Origin of the sequence: Streptomyces sp. NPDC051322, from assembly GCF_040689485.1 — a bacterium.
GTDB lineage: Bacteria > Actinomycetota > Actinomycetes > Streptomycetales > Streptomycetaceae > Streptomyces.
This window is the reverse complement of the sequence record NZ_JBFBAK010000003.1, coordinates 240,645-261,495: the sequence shown is the minus strand read 5'-3', so window position 1 is coordinate 261,495 and position 20,851 is coordinate 240,645. Positions and strand designations below refer to the sequence as shown.

19 protein-coding genes and 2 tRNA genes are annotated in these 20,851 nt (G+C 66.5%); 5 read left to right on the top strand and 16 right to left on the bottom strand.

What is annotated here, in order from left to right; genetic code table 11:
* Positions 1–56 precede the first annotated feature (56 nt).
* Positions 57–2,045, top strand: coding sequence for a Stk1 family PASTA domain-containing Ser/Thr kinase (gene pknB, locus AB0436_RS09420; RefSeq protein ID WP_366467139.1), 1,989 nt, complete (start codon positions 57–59; stop codon positions 2,043–2,045).
* A 150-nt stretch (positions 2,046–2,195) separates the two neighbouring features.
* Here the strand turns inward: pknB and AB0436_RS09415 are convergent, their stop codons facing one another.
* From AB0436_RS09415 to AB0436_RS09395, 5 genes are all read right to left on the bottom strand, one after another.
* Complete coding sequence (locus AB0436_RS09415) at positions 2,196–2,930, bottom strand: class E sortase (RefSeq protein ID WP_366467138.1); 735 nt, start codon at positions 2,928–2,930, stop codon at positions 2,196–2,198.
* Between the two features lie 27 nt (positions 2,931–2,957).
* Positions 2,958–4,250 (bottom strand): class E sortase, encoded by a 1,293-nt coding sequence (locus AB0436_RS09410; RefSeq protein WP_366467137.1) that lies wholly within the window; start codon positions 4,248–4,250, stop codon positions 2,958–2,960.
* Positions 4,247–4,885, bottom strand: a complete 639-nt coding sequence (locus tag AB0436_RS09405) for an aminodeoxychorismate/anthranilate synthase component II (protein WP_366467136.1) — start codon at positions 4,883–4,885, stop codon at positions 4,247–4,249. The genes AB0436_RS09410 and AB0436_RS09405 overlap by 4 nt, the downstream gene beginning before the upstream one ends.
* Positions 4,882–5,058, bottom strand: coding sequence for a hypothetical protein (locus tag AB0436_RS09400; RefSeq protein WP_365853709.1), 177 nt, complete (start codon positions 5,056–5,058; stop codon positions 4,882–4,884). The genes AB0436_RS09405 and AB0436_RS09400 overlap by 4 nt, the downstream gene beginning before the upstream one ends.
* A gap of 135 nt (positions 5,059–5,193) precedes the next feature.
* Complete coding sequence (locus AB0436_RS09395) at positions 5,194–5,961, bottom strand: DUF881 domain-containing protein (protein WP_366467135.1); 768 nt, start codon at positions 5,959–5,961, stop codon at positions 5,194–5,196.
* 145 nt (positions 5,962–6,106) lie between these two features.
* On the opposite strand from AB0436_RS09395, the gene crgA reads away from it, so the two are divergent.
* Entirely contained in the window at positions 6,107–6,364 is a 258-nt protein-coding gene (crgA, locus tag AB0436_RS09390; protein ID WP_366467134.1) for a cell division protein CrgA, read from the top strand.
* Positions 6,365–6,637: 273 nt separating this feature from the next.
* Here crgA and AB0436_RS09385 read toward each other — a convergent pair whose 3' ends face one another.
* Complete coding sequence (locus AB0436_RS09385; protein WP_366467133.1) at positions 6,638–7,534, bottom strand: rhomboid family intramembrane serine protease; 897 nt, start codon at positions 7,532–7,534, stop codon at positions 6,638–6,640.
* A 114-nt stretch (positions 7,535–7,648) separates the two neighbouring features.
* Entirely contained in the window at positions 7,649–8,182 is a 534-nt protein-coding gene (locus AB0436_RS09380) for a peptidylprolyl isomerase (RefSeq protein WP_366467132.1), read from the bottom strand.
* Between the two features lie 268 nt (positions 8,183–8,450).
* Between AB0436_RS09380 and AB0436_RS09375 the strand changes: the two genes are divergently transcribed.
* Positions 8,451–9,143 carry a DUF5324 family protein gene (locus tag AB0436_RS09375; RefSeq protein WP_366467130.1) on the top strand — a complete coding sequence of 231 codons (693 nt, stop codon included), beginning with the start codon at positions 8,451–8,453 and terminating at the stop codon, positions 9,141–9,143.
* Positions 9,144–9,298: 155 nt separating this feature from the next.
* Here the strand turns inward: AB0436_RS09375 and AB0436_RS09370 are convergent.
* Positions 9,299–9,371 (bottom strand) — tRNA-Ala (locus AB0436_RS09370).
* Between the two features lie 151 nt (positions 9,372–9,522).
* On the opposite strand from AB0436_RS09370, the gene AB0436_RS09365 reads away from it, so the two are divergent.
* Together AB0436_RS09365 and AB0436_RS09360 are read left to right on the top strand one after the other, a co-directional pair.
* Positions 9,523–10,074: a DNA-binding protein gene (locus tag AB0436_RS09365; RefSeq protein WP_366467129.1), complete on the top strand. Its 552-nt coding sequence runs from the start codon at positions 9,523–9,525 to the stop codon at positions 10,072–10,074.
* Positions 10,075–10,125: 51 nt separating this feature from the next.
* Complete coding sequence (locus AB0436_RS09360; RefSeq protein WP_366467128.1) at positions 10,126–11,406, top strand: protein kinase; 1,281 nt, start codon at positions 10,126–10,128, stop codon at positions 11,404–11,406.
* Between the two features lie 18 nt (positions 11,407–11,424).
* Here AB0436_RS09360 and AB0436_RS09355 read toward each other — a convergent pair whose 3' ends face one another.
* The 8 genes from AB0436_RS09355 to recF form a co-directional block, all read right to left on the bottom strand.
* On the bottom strand, positions 11,425–12,744 hold the full coding sequence (locus AB0436_RS09355) for a hypothetical protein (protein WP_366467127.1): 1,320 nt from the start codon (positions 12,742–12,744) through the stop codon (positions 11,425–11,427).
* 247 nt (positions 12,745–12,991) lie between these two features.
* Positions 12,992–13,126 carry a DLW-39 family protein gene (locus tag AB0436_RS09350; protein WP_003958712.1) on the bottom strand — a complete coding sequence of 45 codons (135 nt, stop codon included), beginning with the start codon at positions 13,124–13,126 and terminating at the stop codon, positions 12,992–12,994.
* Between the two features lie 154 nt (positions 13,127–13,280).
* Positions 13,281–13,354: transfer RNA gene (locus AB0436_RS09345), tRNA-Ile, on the bottom strand.
* Positions 13,355–13,413: 59 nt separating this feature from the next.
* Positions 13,414–14,037 carry a DUF3566 domain-containing protein gene (locus AB0436_RS09340; RefSeq protein WP_366467126.1) on the bottom strand — a complete coding sequence of 208 codons (624 nt, stop codon included), beginning with the start codon at positions 14,035–14,037 and terminating at the stop codon, positions 13,414–13,416.
* A 3-nt stretch (positions 14,038–14,040) separates the two neighbouring features.
* Positions 14,041–16,665: a DNA gyrase subunit A gene (gyrA, locus tag AB0436_RS09335; protein WP_366467125.1), complete on the bottom strand. Its 2,625-nt coding sequence runs from the start codon at positions 16,663–16,665 to the stop codon at positions 14,041–14,043.
* 41 nt (positions 16,666–16,706) lie between these two features.
* A complete protein-coding gene (gene gyrB, locus AB0436_RS09330; RefSeq protein WP_366467124.1) occupies positions 16,707–18,773 on the bottom strand; it encodes a DNA topoisomerase (ATP-hydrolyzing) subunit B in 2,067 nt (688 codons plus the stop codon).
* A 331-nt stretch (positions 18,774–19,104) separates the two neighbouring features.
* Complete coding sequence (locus AB0436_RS09325; RefSeq protein ID WP_366467485.1) at positions 19,105–19,617, bottom strand: DciA family protein; 513 nt, start codon at positions 19,615–19,617, stop codon at positions 19,105–19,107.
* Positions 19,618–19,706: 89 nt separating this feature from the next.
* Complete coding sequence (recF, locus tag AB0436_RS09320) at positions 19,707–20,837, bottom strand: DNA replication/repair protein RecF (RefSeq protein WP_366467123.1); 1,131 nt, start codon at positions 20,835–20,837, stop codon at positions 19,707–19,709.
* Positions 20,838–20,851 lie beyond the last annotated feature (14 nt).

Genomic DNA, 20,851 nt, shown 5'->3' with positions numbered 1-20,851 from the left:
CACCGCCGGACCACCCCAGGGTGCGGTCGGGACATACGGAGAGGGCTGGATTAGCTATGGAAGAGCCGCGTCGCCTCGGCGGCCGGTACGAGCTGGGCTCGGTGCTCGGCCGTGGTGGCATGGCCGAGGTCCACATCGCGCACGACACCCGGCTCGGCCGCACCGTCGCCGTGAAGACGCTACGGGCAGACCTCGCCCGCGACCCGTCCTTCCAGGCCCGGTTCCGCCGCGAGGCCCAGTCGGCCGCCTCGCTCAACCACCCGGCGATCGTTGCTGTCTATGACACCGGCGAGGACTACGTCGACGGGATCTCCATCCCGTACATCGTGATGGAGTACGTCGACGGCTCCACGCTCAGGGAACTCCTGCACTCCGGGCGCAAGCTGCTGCCCGAGCGCACCCTGGAGATGACCATCGGCATCCTCCAGGCGCTGGAGTACTCGCACCGCAACGGCATCGTGCACCGTGACATCAAGCCCGCGAACGTCATGCTGACGCGCACCGGGCAGGTCAAGGTCATGGACTTCGGCATCGCCCGCGCCATGGGCGACTCCGGAATGACCATGACGCAGACGGCCGCCGTCATAGGCACTGCTCAGTACCTCTCCCCGGAGCAGGCCAAGGGCGAGCAGGTCGACGCACGCTCCGACCTCTATTCGACGGGCTGTCTGCTCTACGAGCTGCTGACGGTGCGCCCGCCGTTCGTCGGCGACTCCCCGGTCGCGGTCGCTTACCAGCATGTGCGCGAAGAACCGCAGCCACCGAGCAACTTCGACCCCGAGATCACGCCCGAGATGGACGCCATCGTCCTCAAGGCCCTGGTCAAGGACCCCGACTACCGCTATCAGTCCGCCGACGAGATGCGCGCCGACATCGAGGCCTGCCTCGATGGCCAGCCGGTCGCCGCCGCAGCGATGGGCGCGGGCGCCTACGGCGGCTACGACCAGGACCAGCCCACCACGGCCATGCGTCCCGCGGACCAGGCCGGCGGTGCCACGTCGATGCTGCCGCCGGTCAATCCGGACGACGGGGGCTACGGCTACGACGACCGCCCGGACCGCCGCCGTCAGAAGAAGTCCAACACCTCCACCATCCTGCTGATCATCGCGGGCATCCTGGTGCTGGTCGGCGCGATCCTGATCGGCAAGTCGCTCTTCGCGGGCGGCGGCGGGGATTCAGGCAAGGTCGATATCCCGCAGCTCGTCGGCAAGACCCTGAGTGATGCGAAGAGCTCAGCCACCAATTCCAAGCTCAAGTTGAGCGTCTCGGAGCGGAAGCCCTGCGACAACGCGCCCAAGGGCAGCGTGTGCAGTCAGGACCCGAAGTTCGGCGGCGCCAAGATCAACGAGGGCACCGCCGTCAACGTCGTCGTGTCCACGGGTGCGCCCAAGGTCGAGGTGCCCAACGTCAACGGCTACAGCCAGGACGACGCCACCCAGCTCCTTGAGAGCAAGGGCTTCCAGGTGACTCCGCAAGAGGTCGAGTCCGACCAGCCGGAAGGCAAGGTCTTCGACCAGTCTCCGAAGGGCAACACCCAGGCCCAGAAGGGCACCGAAATCACGATCAAGATCGCGAAGTCGACCAAGGTTCCGGTGCCCGACGTCAAGGGTCGGCCGGTAGCCGACGCCACCAAGCAACTGCAGGACGCTGGCTTCACGGTCCCCACGCCCACCGAGCAGGAATCGGATCAGGCGCCCGGCACGGTGATCGCCCAGTCCCCCGACGGCGGCGAGGCGAAGAAGGGATCCACGGTCACCCTGACGGTCGCCAAGGCGAAGGCAACGCCGACCCAGACGCCGGTACCGGAAGTCAGGGCCCATACAGTGGCCGACGCGAAGCAGTTGCTGGCTCAAGCCGGCTTCACGAACGTCCAGATCGCGAACGGCAGCAACGGCGACGGCAAGGCCATCGTCACCAACGTCGACCCCCAGCCGGGCACCCAGGAGACGGACCCGGCGAACACGCCCATCACGCTCACCACGATGGGCGGCGGCAACAACGGCAATAACGGCGGCGGCATCTTCGGCGGCGGGAGAAACGGCTGACAGTCGCCTGCCCGAGCACCGACGGGAAGAGCCCCGGCACCAGGTTTCCTGGGAGCCGGGGCTTCTTCCTGCCCACATTGCAGCGTGGGCAGGAGCAGAAGTTCACTCGCCGGTGTCATGCCGTCGGTTGACGCCATGAACTACAGGTGCTCAGCGCAGTTCCGCCGGCGGCGTCCGCTTCGCGTCGACCTTCACCGTGCGGACCAGCTCGCCCCAGACGATGTACCGGTACTCGGAGGTGTACACGGGAGTGCAGGTCGTCAGCGTGATGTAGCGGCCCGGTTTCTTCTTGCCCGAGCCCTTCGGGACCGGCTGCAGGACCTTGACGTTGTACTTCGAGGTCTGCCGCAGCTCCTGGAACACCTTGTAGACGTACCAGGTGTCCTTCGTCTCGAAGACGATCGGATCGCCGGTCTTCACCTTGTCGATGTTGTGGAACTTCGCCCCGTGCCCGTCGCGGTGTGCGGCCAGCGTGAAGTTCCCGGTTCTTGCGGAAGGCATGGCCGCCTTGACCGGCTTGACGTAGTAACCCGCGACCCCGGTGTTGAGCACGCTGGTGCTGGTGCCCTTCTTGACCAGCACTTCGCCGTTCTTCATGGCGGGCACATGGAGGAAGCCGATGCCGTCCTTGGTGTTCAGCGCCCCGGGTCCGCTGCTTCCGCTGTGCGACCACTTGTCACGGATCTTGTCGCCCTGCTTCGACGCCTGGCGGTCGGCGACGACATTGGTCCACCACAGGGAATAGACGACGAAGAGGCCGAGAATCAGCCCCGTCGTGATGAGCAGCTCACCGAAGACGCTGACCGCGGTCGCGATGCGGCTGCGGCCGCCGCGACGCACCGGCCGCGTAGTCGTCTGCTCGTCCTGCTGGGTCGTCGATGCCACCGCACCCGTCCTGTCCGTCCGTTCAGTTCAGCCTGCGGTCAGGGCTTTGGGCATCCCCTTGCTGCGCGGCCGTTCATCAACCATCTTGCCCCAGACGACCATTCGGTACGTACTCGTGAACTCCGGTGTACAGGTGGTCAGCGTGATGTAGCGGCCGGGGCCGGTGAATCCCGAGCCCGGCGGCACCGGGGTGATCACGGATACGTTCGACGGGGACGTCTGGGCCAGATGGCTTGTCACCTCGTAGGTGTAGTAGTCGTCCTTCGTCTCGACGACGACCTTGTCACCGTTCTTGAGCTTGTTGATATACCGGAACGGTTCGCCGTGCGTATTGCGGTGACCGGCCAGTGCGAAGTTGCCGGTCCTGGCCGACGGCATCGCCGTCTTCAGCTTGCCCTCGCTGTAATGGCCGACCATCCCGCGGTCCAGCACCTTGTGCTTGCTGACGCCCTCCGCGATCGGTACCACCACGTCGAGCTTGGGGATGTGGATGATGGCGAATCCCTGGCCCGGCTCGAAGGCACCGGGCTGGTTCGACGTGTCGCCGCCCTTCGCCCAGTCCTCCTGCAGACTGTGGGCGGTACCGTTCGCCTCCTGGTGGGCCCGTACGTTCGTCCACCAGAGCTGGTAGGTGACGAAGAGCAGCATCAGCACACCGAGGCTGATGAAGATCTCACCGATGGCCCGGCTGGCGATGACCGCGGGGCTGTCCTTCAGCGCACGCGCCGCGCGGCGCGCTTCGATGCGGGTGCGCGGGATGGCGGGGATCACCGGCTCGGCCGGGGCGCCGCCTTTACGGCCCCGCCCCTTGGCCGCTTTACGGCGCTGGGCTCGGCCACCGGTCGGTGCGGACGACCCCCGCGTGGGCTGCTGCGGTACGGCGGGCTCAGGCACCCGCAGCGCAACGGTCACGTCGTCCCGCGGGGCGGTGAACATCGGTTCGGACCCTCGCGCGGGGACCCGGCCGGCTCCCGGGGCCGTCGCCGGGTCGGGGGGCAGCGCGGGCATGATCTGAGTGACCGGCTCCGGGGCGGGTTGCCTGACCGGTTCCTGAACCGGCTGGTACGACGCCTCGCGCCCGTACCAATCCGGCGGCGGATCGTGCACCACCGGCTGCTCCGGCTGGACGTGCTCGGCCCGGAACCACGGCGAACCGTGGGCGCCCGGCGAACCGTGGGTACTCCCCGAACCGTGGGCGCCCGGCAGCGGGTCGGTCAGCGGATCGTACGCGCGCGAGGCACCGGCAGCCCCGTCGGGTCCGCCGCCACCGGGCCGACCCGACGCCGTCGAGCCGTCGTGTCCGGGCCGCGACGCTGTCACGCCACAGCCTTGCCCACCACCGGCGCGAGCCCGACCGACCGGCCGACGGCTCCCGTGTCCCCGCACACCCCAAGCCAGTTGGCCAGCATCAGATGACCGTGCTCGGTGAGCACCGACTCCGGATGGAACTGCACACCCTCGACCGGCAGATCGCGGTGCCGGACCCCCATGATGATGCCGTCGGCGGTCCGCGCGGTGACCTCCAGCTCGTCGGGCAGGGCCTGCGGCTCCGCGGCAAGCGAGTGGTAGCGGGTCGCGGTGAAAGGCGAAGGCAGGCCGGCGAACACCCCGGTCCCCTCGTGCGTCACCGAAGACGTCTTGCCATGCAGCAGTTCGGGGGCCCGGCCCACCACACCGCCGTACGCCACCGCCATCGACTGCATGCCCAGGCAGACGCCGAAGACGGGCACCCCGGTGCTCGCGCAGTGCCGCACCATCTCCACGCAGACGCCGGCCTGTTCGGGCGTACCGGGGCCGGGGGAGAGCAGTACGCCGGCGAAGCCGTCCTGGGCATGGGCGAGGGACACCTCGTCGTTCCGTACCACCTCGCACTCGGCGCCCAGCTGGTAGAGGTACTGGACCAGGTTGAACACAAAGCTGTCGTAGTTGTCGACCACCAGGATGCGGGTGCTCATCGCTGGACCCCCATCCCCTGGTCGACGGTCACGTCGTTGAACGGAAGCAGCGGCTCCGCCCACGGAAAGACGTACTGGAAGAGCAGATAGACGACCGCGAGCACGAGCACGAGCGACACCAGAGCCCGAAGCCATACGTTGCCCGGCAGATGCCGCCAGATCCAGCCGTACATGCTGTCCCTTCCGTTCGTGGTACGGGACCAGACTAAAGGGCCGCGATGGTCGCTGTGGGTCACCCGCGCAAAGCCGCCCGCTTGCCTTCGTCACAGGCCGATCAGTGGCACCGGCACCCGCCACCGTGTTCGGCGCTACTGCACGGGCTTCGCGTAATGCAGATCCACCGTGCCGGAGTAACCGGGAAGAGTCATCGCCTGCCGCTCGTCAAGGCTCCAGCCCAGGCCATATGCCTTCACATACTGCTGGTAGTTCTGGATGGCCGCAGAGGCGCTGAGAGCGTCCTTCAGCCTGCCCAGGTCGCCGATGGCCGTGACCTTGTACGGGGGCGAGTACACGCGGCCCTGCAGGATCAGGGTGTTGCCTACGCAGCGCACCGCGCTGGTGGTGATCAGCCGCTGGTCCATGACCTTGATGCCCTTGGCGCCACCCTGCCAGAGGGCATTGACGACCGCTTGCAGGTCCTGCTGGTGGATGACCAGGTCATTGGGTTGCGGCGGGGGGTAGCCGGGGTTGGCGGTCGCGTTGGGCGGGGCGTCATTGAGCGTGACGGTCAGGGCGTGCCCGCTCACCTTCCGGGTGCCCGCGGCCTTCTCGAGCGCCGCGAGATCCGCGTCCTCGGCCTTGGAACTTCCGTCGTCGCGCTGAGCCAGCGCGTCCACGTCATCGCGGACCGTGGCGGTGGATTCGTCCAGCGTCTTGTTCTTCTGGCTGCGCTCCTGGATGAGGTCCGAAAGCTTCAGCATCGACGCATCAGTGCGGATATCCGTACCTTTGGCCGTGTTGAAACTCGTGACGAAGATGAGACCGGCAAGCGCGAAAACGGCGGCAGTGAGCATCCGGACCGGACGCCACACCCGGCGTCGGGCAGCCCCTGCGGGAGAGTCGGCAGAATTGCTCAACGTACCCTTATCTCCTTCCACGCCCCGGAAGCACTACGCTAACTGACGCCCGGGGGAGGCAATGCGCCATGTCGCTTCCCGCTCCGGGCACTCCCTACACAGTTCCCCTGCGCGGTCACGCAGCGCATCGACAGGAGAGTCCCTCGTGCCGAAGTCACGCATCCGCAAGAAGGCCGATTTCACACCGCCGCCCGCGACGAAGCAGGCAGCGGCCATAAAGCTGACGAATCGCAGCTGGGTGGCTCCGGTGATGCTTGCGTTCTTCTTGATCGGTCTCGCCTGGATCGTTGTCTTTTATGTGACAGAGGGCGATATGCCCATCAAGCCCTTCGGGAACTGGAACATCGTGGTCGGCTTCGGCTTCATCGCCGCCGGCTTCGGCGTCTCGACCCAGTGGAAGTGAGCTCGTTCTCCTTGATGCCCCGGCGCCTGCGCCAAGCATCGCCGTGAAGTTATCCACAGCGCTATCCACAGCCGGGGAAAACTCAGAAGATCTGTGGATAACTTGACGAACATTGACGCCGGTGTGACCGCACCGTTCCATACCACACCAGTGACGCCCCTTGCCCTTCCTGGGAAAACCCAGGTCGGGGACAAGGGGCACGCATGTTCCCCACAGGATGCACAAGATCCGCCACGCGCTGTGGACAACTGGTCCTCGGAATCCGGTATTGCCTCAGGTGAGCATGGCGGTTCGGGCCAACACCATGCCGACCGTGGCCACCAGGACCAGCGCGCAGGCGCCGTACTGCACCAGCACCCGCCGCTCGCGGGGAGCGTGGATCATGGCGATGGCGATGAGGATGCCGGCGACCAGACCCCCGATGTGCGCCTGCCAGGCGATCCCGCTGAAGGTGAAGGTGAAGATCAGATTGATCACCAGCAGCGCGATGACCGGGCGCATGTCGTAGTTCAGGCGCCGCATCAGGACGGCGGTCGCTCCCAGCAGGCCGAATACCGCCCCGGAAGCGCCGAGCGACGCCTGGGTCGGGGATGCCACGAGGTAGGTCAGCGCGCTGCCGGCCAGACCGGAGAGCAAGTAGAGCGCAATGTAGCGGGCCCGTCCGAGCGCCGCTTCCAGCGGAGCACCGATCCACCACAGACTGAGCATGTTGAACCCGATGTGCCAGAACTGCTGATGCAGGAACACCGAGGTCAGCAGCCGGTACCACTCTCCCTCGGCGACACCCTGAGTGGCAGGGAAGGGGGCCGGTGGCCACCGGCCGACCAGTGCGAGATCGTCGAGCAGCCGGTTGCCGACCACCTGGACGGCGATGAACACTGCCAGGTTGATGCCGATCAGGATCTTCGTGATGAGCCGCGGATCGGCTGCCACACTCCCGCCCGCCACGGTGCGAGGCCTGCTCGCCGACGCGCTCTGGCCCCTACCCGACCCGCTGCGTACGCACTCCGGGCAGTGGAAGCCGACCGAGGCACTCACCATGCACTGCGGACAGATGGGGCGCTCACAGCGCGTGCAGCTGATGCCCGTTTCCACACCGGGGTGGCGGTAACAGCTGGGCAGCCCGCTCTTCGACGACTGCCGCTCCGGCCCTCCTGGCACCTGTTCCATCGGGCTCCCTCCCTCTCCTACGGGGCGCGTACGCAGTACACCGCCCCGCTCGTCATACGGACGAACGGGGCGGGTGGTTCCCGTACGGCGTCACCCTTGCCGGAAACGGCGTTGTCAGCGCTCGCGGCTCTCGACGACCACCGTCTCGATGACGACATCGTCGATCGGACGGTCGGTGCGCGGGTTGGTCGGCACGGCGATGATGCCGTCCACGACCTTCTGACTGGCCTGGTCGGTGATCTCGCCGAAGATGGTGTGCTTACGGGTCAGCCACGCCGTGGGCGAGACCGTGATGAAGAACTGCGAGCCGTTGGTCCCGGGGCCCGCGTTGGCCATGGCCAGCAGATACGGCTTGTCGAAAGCCAGGTCCGGGTGGAACTCGTCTCCGAACTCGTAGCCGGGGCCGCCCGTGCCGTTGCCCAGCGGGTCCCCACCCTGGATCATGAAACCGCTGATCACCCGGTGGAACACCGTGCCGTCGTACAGCCTGTCCTTGGACTTCTTGCCGGTGGCCGGGTGGGTCCATTCACGCTCGCCCTGAGCGAGCTCAACGAAGTTCTTGACCGTCTTGGGCGCGTGGTTCGGGAGCAACCGCACCTCGATGTCGCCGTGGTTGGTCTTCAGGGTGGCGTAAAGCTGCTCGGCCACGATGTGCCTTCCGTAAGTCCGCTGTGACGTTCACCGATCCTCGCACGGACGGCCCCGGGACCGAGAAAGGCGACTGAGTCGCCGCTGAAACGACGCGCCCAGGATCGAACCGTGGCATTCTCGAGCCGAGCCCTCTTGCGCGATTTGACCGATCTTGCCTTTCTTGCACCCGGATGCCCGTCCGCATGTGCCGTGATGGCTCGGAGCGGGCATGATCTCGAAAAGGGTGGAAAGGCGAATACACAACGCCACCGACAAGGAGGATCCCGTGACCCGCATGGACAGCGTGCGCGCCGCGACCGGTACGGCGAAGGAGAGCGTGCTGCACGCCGCGGACGTGGTGGCGCCCTACGCCGGAACGGCCAAGGACCAGGCCACGTACTACGCCAACGAAGCACGAGTACGACTGGCTCCCAAGGTCTCGCTGGCCGCCCAGCAGGCCCGGACCCAGTACGACGCCCGCGTCGCGCCGCGCGTCGAAGAGGCCCTGACCCATGTACCGCCGAGGGTCGATGCGGCAGCGCAGCGAGCCGGCAAGGCGGCCCGGCAGGCGCAGAGCCAACTCGCCCCGCACGTCGAACAGGCAATGGCGGCCACCCAGCCCGTACGCGAGGAGGCGGTGGCTCGCAGTGCGGCCGCGCTGGCGGCGCTGCGCGGACAAGTCCCGGCGAAGAAGATCCAGAAGCTGGTCAGAAAGCACCAACGACGGGCGCGGGCCGGCCGACTGGCCAAGGGCCTCCTCGTCGTCGGAGTGCTGACCGGTGGTGCGTTCGCCGCTTGGAAGTGGTGGGACAAGCAGGCGAACCCCGACTGGCTGGTCGAACCGCCCGCCCCTACCGAGGTGCCCGACCGGCCGAATCTGAGCGCTGTTGACGGCAGCGCAGACGCACTGGACCCGGAGGTACAGGCCAAGCAGGCTGAAGCGGAATCCGACGACCCGGAGCGCAACGAACGACCCTGAGGCGGCCGCAAGCCCAGGGCCGAAAGGACCGCTCGCGCGCAGCCCCGCTGCGGCGGGGATGGACAGGCGGCAGGGAGCAAGTGAGGGGCGCTAGGAGACCTGAGTCTCCTGGCGCCCCTCACTGTGTTCGGTAAAGCAGGATCTGCGGAGTCCAGTGGAGCCTAGGGGAGTCGAACCCCTGACATCTGCCATGCAAAGACAGCGCTCTACCAACTGAGCTAAGGCCCCGGAACGGGTTGGTGCGAGACAAGAGTAGCGGGTGACCGGGGGTATCTCGCAAAAGGATTGGTACTCCCGGTCCGCGACCACGCTCCGTAAGATGCACGACGAGGTTCGCGGCAGCGAAGCCGCCGCACTGGGGAAGCGATGGGGAGACGCAATGGATGCAGCACAGCAGGAAGCCACAGCGAGAGCGAGAGACCTTCAGCGCAGTTGGTACGGGGAGCCGTTGGGGGCGCTCTTCCGTCGTCTGATCGATGACCTGGGCCTGAATCAGGCCCGTCTTGCCGCGGTGCTCGGGCTGTCCGCACCCATGCTCTCCCAGCTCATGAGCGGCCAGCGCGCCAAGATCGGCAACCCGGCGGTTGTCCAGCGTGTCCAGGCCCTTCAGGAGCTGTCAGGCCTGGTCGCGGACGGCAGTGTCAGCGCGGGCGAGGCCACGGACCGGATGGAAGAGATCAAGAAGTCGCAGGGCGGGTCCGTCCTCTCCACCACAGGCCACAGCACATCGAGCTCGTCGAGCGCACCGACCGTACGCCGCGTGGTGCGGGAGATCCAGTCACTGCTGCGCTCGGTGTCCGGGGCCGGCGACATCATCGAGGCGGCGAACACACTCGCCGCGACACATCCGGAACTGGCAGAGTTCCTCAGGGTGTACGGCGCCGGGCGCACCGCGGAAGCGGTGTCGCACTACGAGGGGCACCAGAGCTGAAGCTGCGACGCCGCTGATACGACGCAGCTGATACGGGGGCGAGCACAGCAGATGGGTGAGGTATTCGCCGGGCGGTACGAACTGGTCGACCCGATCGGGCGTGGGGGCGCCGGAGCGGTCTGGCGGTCCTGGGACCACCGACGACGCCGCTATGTAGCGGCCAAGGTTCTGCAGCAGAGCGACGCACACACACTGCTTCGATTTGTGCGCGAGCAGGCGCTGCGGATCGATCACCCGCATGTGCTCGCCCCCGCCAGCTGGGCGGCGGACGACGACAAGGTGCTGTTCACCATGGACCTGGTGAGCGGCGGTTCGCTCGCCCATGTCATCGGTGACTACGGGCCGCTGCCCCCTCGGTTCGTCTGCGTCCTGCTCGACCAGCTGCTGGCCGGACTCGCTGCGGTGCACGCCGAGGGGGTTGTGCACCGCGACATCAAGCCGGCCAACATTTTGTTGGAGGCCACCGGAACGGGACGGCCGCATGTGCGGCTTTCCGACTTCGGCATCGCGATGCGCAAGGGCGAGCCCCGGCTCACCGCGACCGACTACGTGGTGGGAACGCCTGGTTACTTCGCACCCGAGCAGATGCTGGGCGCGGAACCCGACTTCACGGCCGACCTCTTCGCGGTCGGCCTGGTGGCGCTCTACTTGCTGGAGGGCGCCAGGCCGGACTCCAGCGCCCTGGTCGAGTATTTCGTGGCACACGGGACGCCGGGCGCTCCGCAGGGCATACCCGAACCGCTGTGGCAGGTCATCGCCGGGCTGCTCCAGCCGGATCCGCAGGGCCGGTTCAGCACGGCGACCGGGGCGCGCAAAGCTCTGACGGCGATCGGCGAACTGCTCGGTGGGACCGGTAGCAGCGAGGAGCCGGTCGAAGTCTTCGACCAGATCGGTCCTCTTCCGGAGGGCTTCGGTCCTGCCGGCCCCGTCCCGCGCCGACCCCCGCCGCAGACACAGTCCCCACATGCCGTGCCGCAGCAGCAACAGCAACAGCAACAGCAACAGCAACAGGCAACCGCGATGTCCGAGACCGGCAGTTTCTACTTGATTCCGCCAACGCAGCCCGCAGCTATGCCGCCTACGGCTCCCGGACCCACACCCACACTCACACCTACCGTCACGACTTCGCATGCCGGTCCCCCCATACCTGCTCAAGCTCCGTACGAACAGCCCCACACTCATCTGTACACCGCTCCGCAGGAGCAGGTTCCCACCCAGTCGGCGCCGGTCCCGAAGAGGCGATCGGGACCGCCCCCGAAGGTGGCGGTCCCGATTCTTTTCCTCGCACTGATCTGCTTCACCGTGGGCATCTGGGCGCTGGGCAGGCGCTGAGCCGCGCCCGGAGGTGAACTACCAGGCGGGAGGGGGTCCATACCGCTGTTGCGCCGGAGCAGGGGCCTGCGGCCGGTCCGTGGCAGCACCCCGCCGAGCGAGTACCGTCCACGTGCCCAGACCCAGGATCAGCACCGTGCCGACACCGATCCCCACAGCTCCCACGAAGGTCATCGTGGCGTTGTCCGTTCCCTGACCGGCATCGGCGACACCGAAGTGGGGGGCCGCGCGGGCGTAAGCAGGGGCCGGCCTCTTGTCTCCCCTGACGGACATCCGCAGCGTGACACCGTACTTCTTCCGGCCGAATTCCTTCCCGACCTCGGGGCTGAGCGACACCGCAAGGTAGTAATCACCTGCCGTCCGAGCCCCGTTGACCTCCTCGATGACGCTGTACCGATTCTCGTATCCGACCGGTGCCATCGGATCCAGGGCGGCCGACTTCGGCTTCCCGTCGAAGGCCGTGCTCCCCTTGGTGACGCCACCCCGGATCGGGTTGTACAGACGCATGGTGAGGGCGCTCGCGACGTACCCGTCGCCCGTGGAGCTGCCGAGGTCGGCAGTGGCGAACACCTGCTGCCCCCAACCGACCGGGACCCGGTAGAAAAGAGTCCGGCCCGGCTCGATCCGGTCCTGCCAGACACCGGCCGTCAATCCGGCCGCGTCGTTGAATCCCGTTCCGCCGTGCGTTCGTTCGGATGTACCGCTGGGCGGCACGGCGGAGGCCGAAGGCCAACTGGTGGGCGCCTGCGTCGGACTGACCGTGCCCGGCTTCAGGCCCGGCTCGGTGTCGAATCGGATCTCCAGGTTCCAGTTCTCGTGCGTGGATGTGGCGTTGGTCTCCCGCTCGATCAGCACGTAGTACGGCCCTGCGGTCCGGCACAAGCCGCGGCTTCCGCCGACGGTACGGGAGGCATGCGCGGCAATCGGACGGGGGTACTCGGCAGAGCCGAACACCTCAGCCTCGTCGTAACCGCACGTGCCGCCCTCGGAGTCCTCGAACGTCACCTTGATCCCGTCGCTGTACCCGACCCTCGCCGACGGCCCCATCGGGGGCACGGCGACAGCCGAGACGTATGCGTTCGAGGTGGCATCCAGATCCACCTGGTAGTACAGCTGCCCACCAGGCTTGATCGTGGAGCGATATACCGAGCCCGCCTTCAACTGCTCGGCATCCGTACTGACAGCCGCGCCGACAACCATCCGGGCATGCTCATCGAAGACGTACGAGCCAGGAGAGTCTGTTGCCCAGGCCTGCCAGGGCAACACGCTCAATGCCACCAGCGCGCAGATTGCCGACGCCACGACCGGCGCGATCCAGCCCCTGCTGCGCCACCTCATGACCAACCGCCCCTTGTCGTCCACGCTGCGGGCATTCGTCGAGCACGTACCAACATCAGCACGGCGACCGGAAGGACGACGCCGCTCCCGGGCCCACCCCGGAAGTGCCGCTATGCCGACCCATCCTGCCCTGCCCGTCGCCCCGCTGTCTGCGGCTGCGGCCGAATCGGCTACCGGAATCAGCTACCGCATACGGCAGAGCCCCGGCCGCTTGGCGGCCGGGGCTCTGACTTCAAGACGCTGGGTCTCACACACCCGAACCTGCGGGCACGGAGTCAGTCGCCTCCGTCCACAGATCCTGCTCGGCGCGATCCGCCTGGATCTGGCGGTACACGAGGAGCCCGCCAATGGCAGCCAGTGCGACCAGGAGAAGCTTCTTCACCGCGCGACCTCGTCTTTCCTTGACGTAAGGGACCTCTGCCGCCCGACTATACACACCGGCCGATACCGATCGGTGACCTACTTCGCCCTCGAGTATTGCGCCGGGAATGCACATCGGCTCGGACGGAGTTTCCCGTCCGAGCCGATGCTCGCGGTGGGGCTAACAGGATTTGAACCTGTGGCCTCATCCTTATCAGGGATGCGCTCTAACCAACTGAGCTATAGCCCCGCGCTGCCCCTGAAGATTAGCGCACTTCAGGGCCAGTCCCAAAATCGATAGCCGAGCCCCTACTCATCCTCGGCGAGCGTCACCTCGATGCCGCCGACGAACCCGGCCGACAGGTTGTAGATGAAGGCGCCGAGGGTTGCCAGAGCCGTGGCCAACACCACATCGATCACCGCGATGACCGACGTGAACAGCAGCACCCGCGGCAGCGACAGGAACGACTGGAGGTCGAAGCCACTGCCGTCACTCGACCCGGTGGCTTCGCTGATGGTGCCTCCCACGGTCGAGAAGACACCCATCGCGTCCATGACCATCCACAGCACGGCTGCCGCCACGACAGTGCAGATACCGAGCGCGATCGACAGCAGGAAGCTGACCTTCATCACCGACCACGGGTCGGCCTTCGCCACCCGCAGCCGCGCCTTACGGGTACGCGGCGTCGTTCGCGCACCGGTACGCGCCCGCCGCACCGCCTGCGCACCGGCGTCCCGTGGCTGTCCACCATGCGCACCGCCGGCCGACGGTGACGGATAGGCCTGCGGTGGCTGATAGGGCTGCGCCTCGTAAGGAGGCTGAGCCCCCCGAGTGTCCGTCACCGTTCCCCCTTGGGAGTCCGCGGCAGGGCCACGGGCACCGTGTGCTCCAGCTCCGGAAGCGGCCGCTCCGGCGCCCGTGGCTCCACTCACGCTCTACTCCTCGTGCTCCCCTGTCGAAGGCTCGGTGCCCTCGACTCCCGCCTCGACCGCTTCACCGTCGACCATCTCGCCGTCGACAGCATCACCATCGACTGCGTCGATCTCTTCCGCCTCGCGGCCGGCCTCGGCATTACGAGCGATACCGACCACGGCGTCGCGCTTGCCCAGGTTGATCAGTTGGACGCCCATGGTGTCACGACCCGTCTCCCTGACCTCATTGACTCGCGTACGAATCACACCGCCGCCGAGCGTGATGGCAAGGATCTCATCCGTCTCCTCGACCACTAGGGCACCGACCAGCGAGCCCCTGTCCTCCACGATCTTGGCGGCCTTGATACCGAGACCACCACGACCTTGGACGCGGTACTCATCGACGGCGGTCCGCTTCGCATACCCGCCGTCGGTGGCTGTGAAGACGAAAGTACCCGTCCGGACGACATTCATCGAGAGCAGTTCGTCACCTTCCCGGAAGCTCATGCCCTTGACGCCCGAGGTCGCACGTCCCATCGGACGCAGCGCATCGTCCGACGCGGTGAACCGGATCGACTGCGCCTTCCTGCTGACCAGCAACAGATCATCGTCCGCCGAGACCAGCTCCGCACCGATCAGCTCGTCATCGCTGCCGTCTGCGGTCTCCCGCAGGTTGATCGCAATGACACCGCCCGATCGAGGCGAGTCATAGTCCTTGAGCGGTGTCTTCTTCACCAGACCGCCCTTGGTGGCCAGGATCAGATACGGCGCGGCTTCGTAATCGCGGATCGCCAGGATCTGCGCGATCTGCTCGTCCGGCTGGAAGGCGAGCAGGTTGGCGACGTGCTGGCCGCGCGCGTCCCGGCCGGCATCCGGCAACTCGTAGGCCTTCGCCCGGTAGACCCGGCCCTTGTTGGTGAAGAACAGCAGCCAGTGGTGAGTGGTCGAGACGAAGAAGTGGGCGACGATGTCGTCCTGCTTCAGCTTCGTCCCGCGTACTCCCTTGCCGCCGCGCTTCTGCGAGCGGTAGTCCTCGGTCTTGGTGCGCTTGACGTAACCACCGTTCGTGATGGTGACGACGATGTCCTCCTCGGCGATCAGGTCCTCGATGGACATGTCACCGTCGAAAGGCACCAGCTTGGAGCGTCGGTCGTCACCGAACTTGTCGACGATGGCCGACAGTTCCTCGCTGACGATCTGCCGCTGGCGGTCGGGCGAGGCGAGGATCAGGTTGTACTCGTTGATCTTCGCCTGAAGCTCGTCGTGCTCGGCAGTGATCTTCTGGCGTTCCAGCGCGGCCAGTCGACGCAGCTGCATCTCCAGGATCGCGTTCGCCTGGATCTCGTCGATCTCCAGCAGGCCCATCAGGCCCTCACGGGCGTTCTCGACCGTATGGCTGCGCCTGATCAGTGCGATGACCTCGTCGATCGCGTCGAGCGCCTTGAGCAGGCCGCGCAGGATGTGCGCCCGCTCCTCGGCCTTGCGCAGACGGAACTTCGTACGCCGGACGATGACCTCGATCTGGTGCGTCACCCAGTGCCGGATGAAGGCGTCGATCGACAGCGTGCGCGGCACCCCGTCGACCAGCGCCAGCATGTTGGCGCCGAAGTTCGACTGCAGGTCGGTGTGCTTGTAGAGGTTGTTCAGCACGACCTTGGCGACCGCGTCACGCTTCAAGACCACGACCAGCCGCTGGCCGGTACGCGAAGACGTCTCGTCGCGGACGTCAGCGATACCGCCGACCCTGCCGTCCTTCACCAGGTCGGCGATCTTCTGCGCGAGATTGTCCGGGTTGGTCTGGTACGGGAGTTCCGTGACCACCAGACACTGGCGGTTCTGGATCTCCTCGACCGCGACGACCGCACGCATCGTGATGGAGCCGCGACCTGTGCGGTACGCCTCCTCGATGCCCTTGCGCCCCACAACCAGCGCACCCGTCGGGAAGTCCGGGCCCTTGATGCGCTCCATGAGAGCGTCCAGAAGCTCCTCGTGCGACGCCTCCGGGTTCTCCAGGTACCACTGGGCGCCGGCCGCGACCTCCCGCAGGTTGTGCGGAGGGATGTTGGTCGCCATGCCGACCGCGATGCCCGCTGAACCGTTCACCAGCAGGTTCGGGAACCGAGCCGGCAGAACCACCGGCTCCTGGTTACGGCCGTCGTAGTTGTCCTGAAGGTCGACGGTCTCTTCATCGATGTCCCTGACCATCTCCATGGACAGCGGCATCATCTTGCACTCGGTGTACCGCATGGCCGCAGCGGGGTCGTTGCCCGGGGAACCGAAGTTTCCGTTGGAGTCCACCAGCGGCATGCGCATTGACCAGTGCTGGGCCAGCCGGACCAGGGCGTCGTAGATCGAGGAGTCGCCGTGCGGGTGGTACGTGCCCATGACGTCACCGACGACACGGGCGCACTTGTAGAAGCCCTTCTCGGGCCGGTAACCACCGTCGTACATCGCGTACAGCACTCGGCGGTGCACGGGCTTCAGCCCGTCCCGCACATCCGGCAGCGCACGCGACACGATGACGGACATCGCGTAGTCGAGGTACGAACGCTGCATCTCGGTCTCGAGCCCCACCGGCTCTACGCGCATGCCCACGCCCGGGACAGCGGGCTCCTCTTCGGGCATCACAGGGGAATTCTCGTCGGCCATCGCTGGTCAAAGTCCTTTCAGTGCGGTCAGCAGAGACCGGCTCAGATGTCGAGGAACCGAACGTCCTTGGCGTTGCGCTGGATGAACGAGCGCCGCGCCTCGACGTCCTCGCCCATCAGCACCGAGAACAGGTCGTCGGCCTGCGCCGCATCGTCCAGCGTCACCTGTCCGAGCACCCGGTGATCCGTGTCCATCGTTGTGATGCGCAGTTCTTCGGCGTTCATCTCGCCGAGGCCCTTGAACCGCTGGATCGAGTCTTCCCTGATCCGCTTGCCGTTCTGCTTGCCCAGCTCGACGAGGGCGTCCCGCTCCCGGTCCGAGTAGGCGTACTCGAAGTCGTCCCGGCCCCACTTGATCTTGAACAGCGGTGGACGCGACAGATAGACGTGCCCCGCCTCGACCAGCGGCCGCATGAACCGGAAGAGGAAGGTCAACAACAGCGTGTTGATGTGCTGCCCGTCGACGTCGGCGTCCGCCATCAAGATGATCTTGTGGTACCGCAGCTTCTCGATGTCGAAGTCCTCATGGACCCCAGTACCGAATGCCGAGATCAGCGCCTGCACCTCGGTGTTCTGCAGGATCTTGTCGACCCGCGCCTTCTCGACGTTCAGGATCTTGCCCCGGATCGGCAGGATCGCCTGGTACATCGGGTTGCGCCCGGACTTCGCCGAACCACCGGCGGAATCACCCTCGACGATGAAGATCTCGCACTTCGTCGGGTCGTTCGACTGGCAGTCGCTCAGCTTGCCCGGCAGCGAGGCACTCTCCAGCAGCCCCTTGCGCCGGGTCAGGTCGCGCGCCTTGCGGGCCGCTACCCGGGCGGTCTGCGCCTGAATCGCCTTACGGATGATGTCCACGGCCTCATTCGGGTTCCGGTCGAACCAGTCCGTGAGGTGCTCGTAGACCACCTTCTGCACGAAGGTCTTCGCTTCGGTGTTGCCCAGCTTCGTCTTCGTCTGGCCCTCGAACTGCGGCTCACCCAGCTTGACGGAGATGATCGCTGTCAGACCCTCACGGATGTCCTCGCCCGAGAGGTTGTCGTCCTTCTCACGCAACAGCTTCTTGTCGCGCGCATACCGGTTCACCAGGCCGGTCAGCGCCGCCCTGAAGCCCTCCTCGTGCGTGCCGCCCTCATGCGTGTGGATCGTGTTCGCGAAGGAATACACACCCTCGCTGTACTGCGAATTCCACTGCATGGCGATCTCCGCCGAGAGCAGACGCTCTTTGTCCTCGGCCTCGACGTCGATCACCGTCGGGTGAATCAGCTCACCCTTGCGTGAGTTCAGGTACTTCACGAAGTCGACGATGCCGCCTTCGTAGTGGTACGTGACCGAGCGAGCCTTTGGCTCCTCCTCCACAGCCTCGTCGACCGTCTCTGCACCGACGGTCGCCTTGGCGGACTCGCGCTCGTCGGTCAGCGTCAGGGTGAGGCCCTTGTTCAGGAAGGCCATCTCCTGGAAGCGCCGCGACAACGTCTCGAAGGAGTAGTCGGTCGTCTCGAAGATGTCCCCGTCGGCCCAGAAGGTGACGCTGGTACCGCTCTCGTCGGTGGCTTCGCCGCGGGCCAGGGGCGCCGTCGGCACACCGAGCTTGTAATCCTGCGTCCAGTGGTAGCCGTCAGTCTTGACTTCGACCGCGACCTTCGCCGACAGGGCGTTCACGACGGACACACCTACGCCGTGCAGACCACCGGAGACGGCATAGCCGCCACCACCGAACTTGCCACCGGCGTGCAGCACGGTCATCACGACCTCGACGGCCGGCTTGTTCTCCGAGGGCACGATGCCCACCGGAATACCGCGGCCGTTGTCGACCACACGCACCCCGCCGTCGGGCAGAATCGTGACGTCGATCTTGTCGGCATGCCCGGCCATGGCCTCGTCGACGGAGTTGTCGACGACCTCTTGCACCAGGTGATGGAGTCCACGTTCACCGGTCGAGCCGATGTACATGCCGGGTCGCTTGCGGACCGCGTCCAAGCCCTCGAGGACGGTGATCGCGCTGGCGTCGTACGAACGGCTTACCTCGCCGTTCTCGCCGGCAGTGGACGGAGTGATCTCGTTGGGGTTGCCGGAATCGGCCACGAAGCGCCCTTTCTGGCACAGCACAGGCCGCTCCAGGGCAAGCAGGAGTGGCTGCGTCGTTCGACTTGTTCCGCTAGTGGGCGGGATTAGGTCCCAGTCTACCGGTAGCGCAGACATGAATGGGGGTTTGCCGGTACCTGAGTCCACATGTGCCGCCCTGAACCGGCCTCACCCGACTCCCCATATCCAGAGAGGGGCCCCAGGAGGCTCACACGGGCATTGAGCGCTTCGACCTGTCAATCCCTCGCTACAGTGAGGGACGCCTCGGGCCGCGCACGTCTTCAGCGCAGTCGGTCGGCGCCCTTGTTTCACGTGAAACAAGGACCCCTGGTTCCACGTGAAACAGTGCGTCGCGTCAGCCGTACGTGTCTCCCGGTCCCGTACTGCCGGGCGCTCGCAGCGGACCGAATCGCCGCGGAGGCCCGCCCGGACCCAAAACCTTGATCAGCTTCACCGTGCCCTGTCCCAGATCCGCGTTGAGCCGCGCCACTAGCTGGGGGGCCAGCAGCCGAAGCTGCGTCGCCCATGCCGTCGAATCGCACTCCACGGTGAGTACTCGGGCATCTTCGTCGTAGCGCTGAGGCATACAGTGCTGCGCCAAGCTCTCGCCCACAATCTGCGGCCAGCGCCCCATCACTCCGCCTACGGCAGCCGGCGCCTCCCAGCCGCGCTCCGTGATCAGCCGATTGATTGCCGCACCCAGCGGCAACGGATCACGCCCATCCGCCCGCGCCCCGGACCGCAGGCCACCGCGCTTTGCCTGCTTCTTCTGTTGCGCCGCCGCACCGCGCGCCTTTGCCTGCTCTTTCGCTGCCCGCAAGGCCACCCGTGCCAGGTCGATCCCGGACGGTTCGGGGACCCTCGGCATCTCCGGGCCCGTACGCTCTCCAGCACCCTCGGTCTCACCGGTGCCGACGAAATCCTGCGGGCCGCCTGAGCCGCCGGCCGACGAAGTACTCATACGCGCTCCACCGAACCGTCGGAAACGGTGTAGCGCAGGCCTGCGAGCACTGCCGGCACGTCATCGTCCACGGCAGCCGTCACGAGCACCTGCTCGCCCGGAGCTACCAACTCGGCAAGACGCTCGCGGCGACGGACGTCCAACTCCGCGAAAACGTCGTCCAGCACCAGCACCGGCTCATTGCCCTCGGCCCTCAGCAAGTCGTACGACGCCAGTCGCAAGGCCAGCGCATACGACCAGGACTCGCCGTGGCTCGCATAGCCCTTCGCGGGCAGCCGCCCCAGCTTCAGAACGAGATCGTCGCGGTGCGGCCCGACCAGCGTCACTCCCCGCTCGATCTCCTGCTTACGGACCGCCACCAACTGGGCAAGCAACCGCTCGTACAAGGCATCACGCGACTGAATCGCATCGACGTCCTCACCCATCGAACTCCGGTACGCGAGCACCACAGGGCCACCGCCAGGGGCTACTTGCTCATATGCCTTGTCCGTCAGCGGCTGCAGCGTCGCGATCAGATCGAGTCGCTGTGCCAGCAACTCGGCACCCACTCTTCCCAGATGCTGATCCCACACATCCAGCGTGGACATGTCCATCGAGCGCCCACCATGCTTGCGCGCCATCGCCGCTGACTTGAGCAATGTGTTGCGCTGCTTGAGAACCCGGTCGTAGTCGGAACGCACCCCGGCCATCCGCGGCGATCGCGCGGTCACCAACTCGTCCAGAAAACGCCTGCGCTCGCCCGGATCACCCTTCACCAGAGCGAGATCCTCCGGCGCGAACAGCACCGTACGAACGATACCCAGCACGTCGCGTGGCCTGACCTGTGAAGACCGGTTGATTCGGGCCCGGTTGGCGCGTCCCGGGTTGAGCTCGAGCTCAACCAGCTGAGACCGCTCGCCCTGGGTGACCGCAGCACGGATGACTGCCCGGTCGGCGCCCATCCGCACCAAAGGAGCGTCGGAGGAGACCCGGTGGCTGCCGAGCGTCGCCAGGTAACCGATCGCCTCGACGAGGTTGGTCTTCCCCTGCCCGTTCGCGCCCACGAACGCAGTGACGCCCGGGTCGAGAGGGACCTCGACCCGGGCGTACGAGCGGAAGTCGGCCAGCGACAGATGCGTGACATGCATGAACTGTGCCGCCG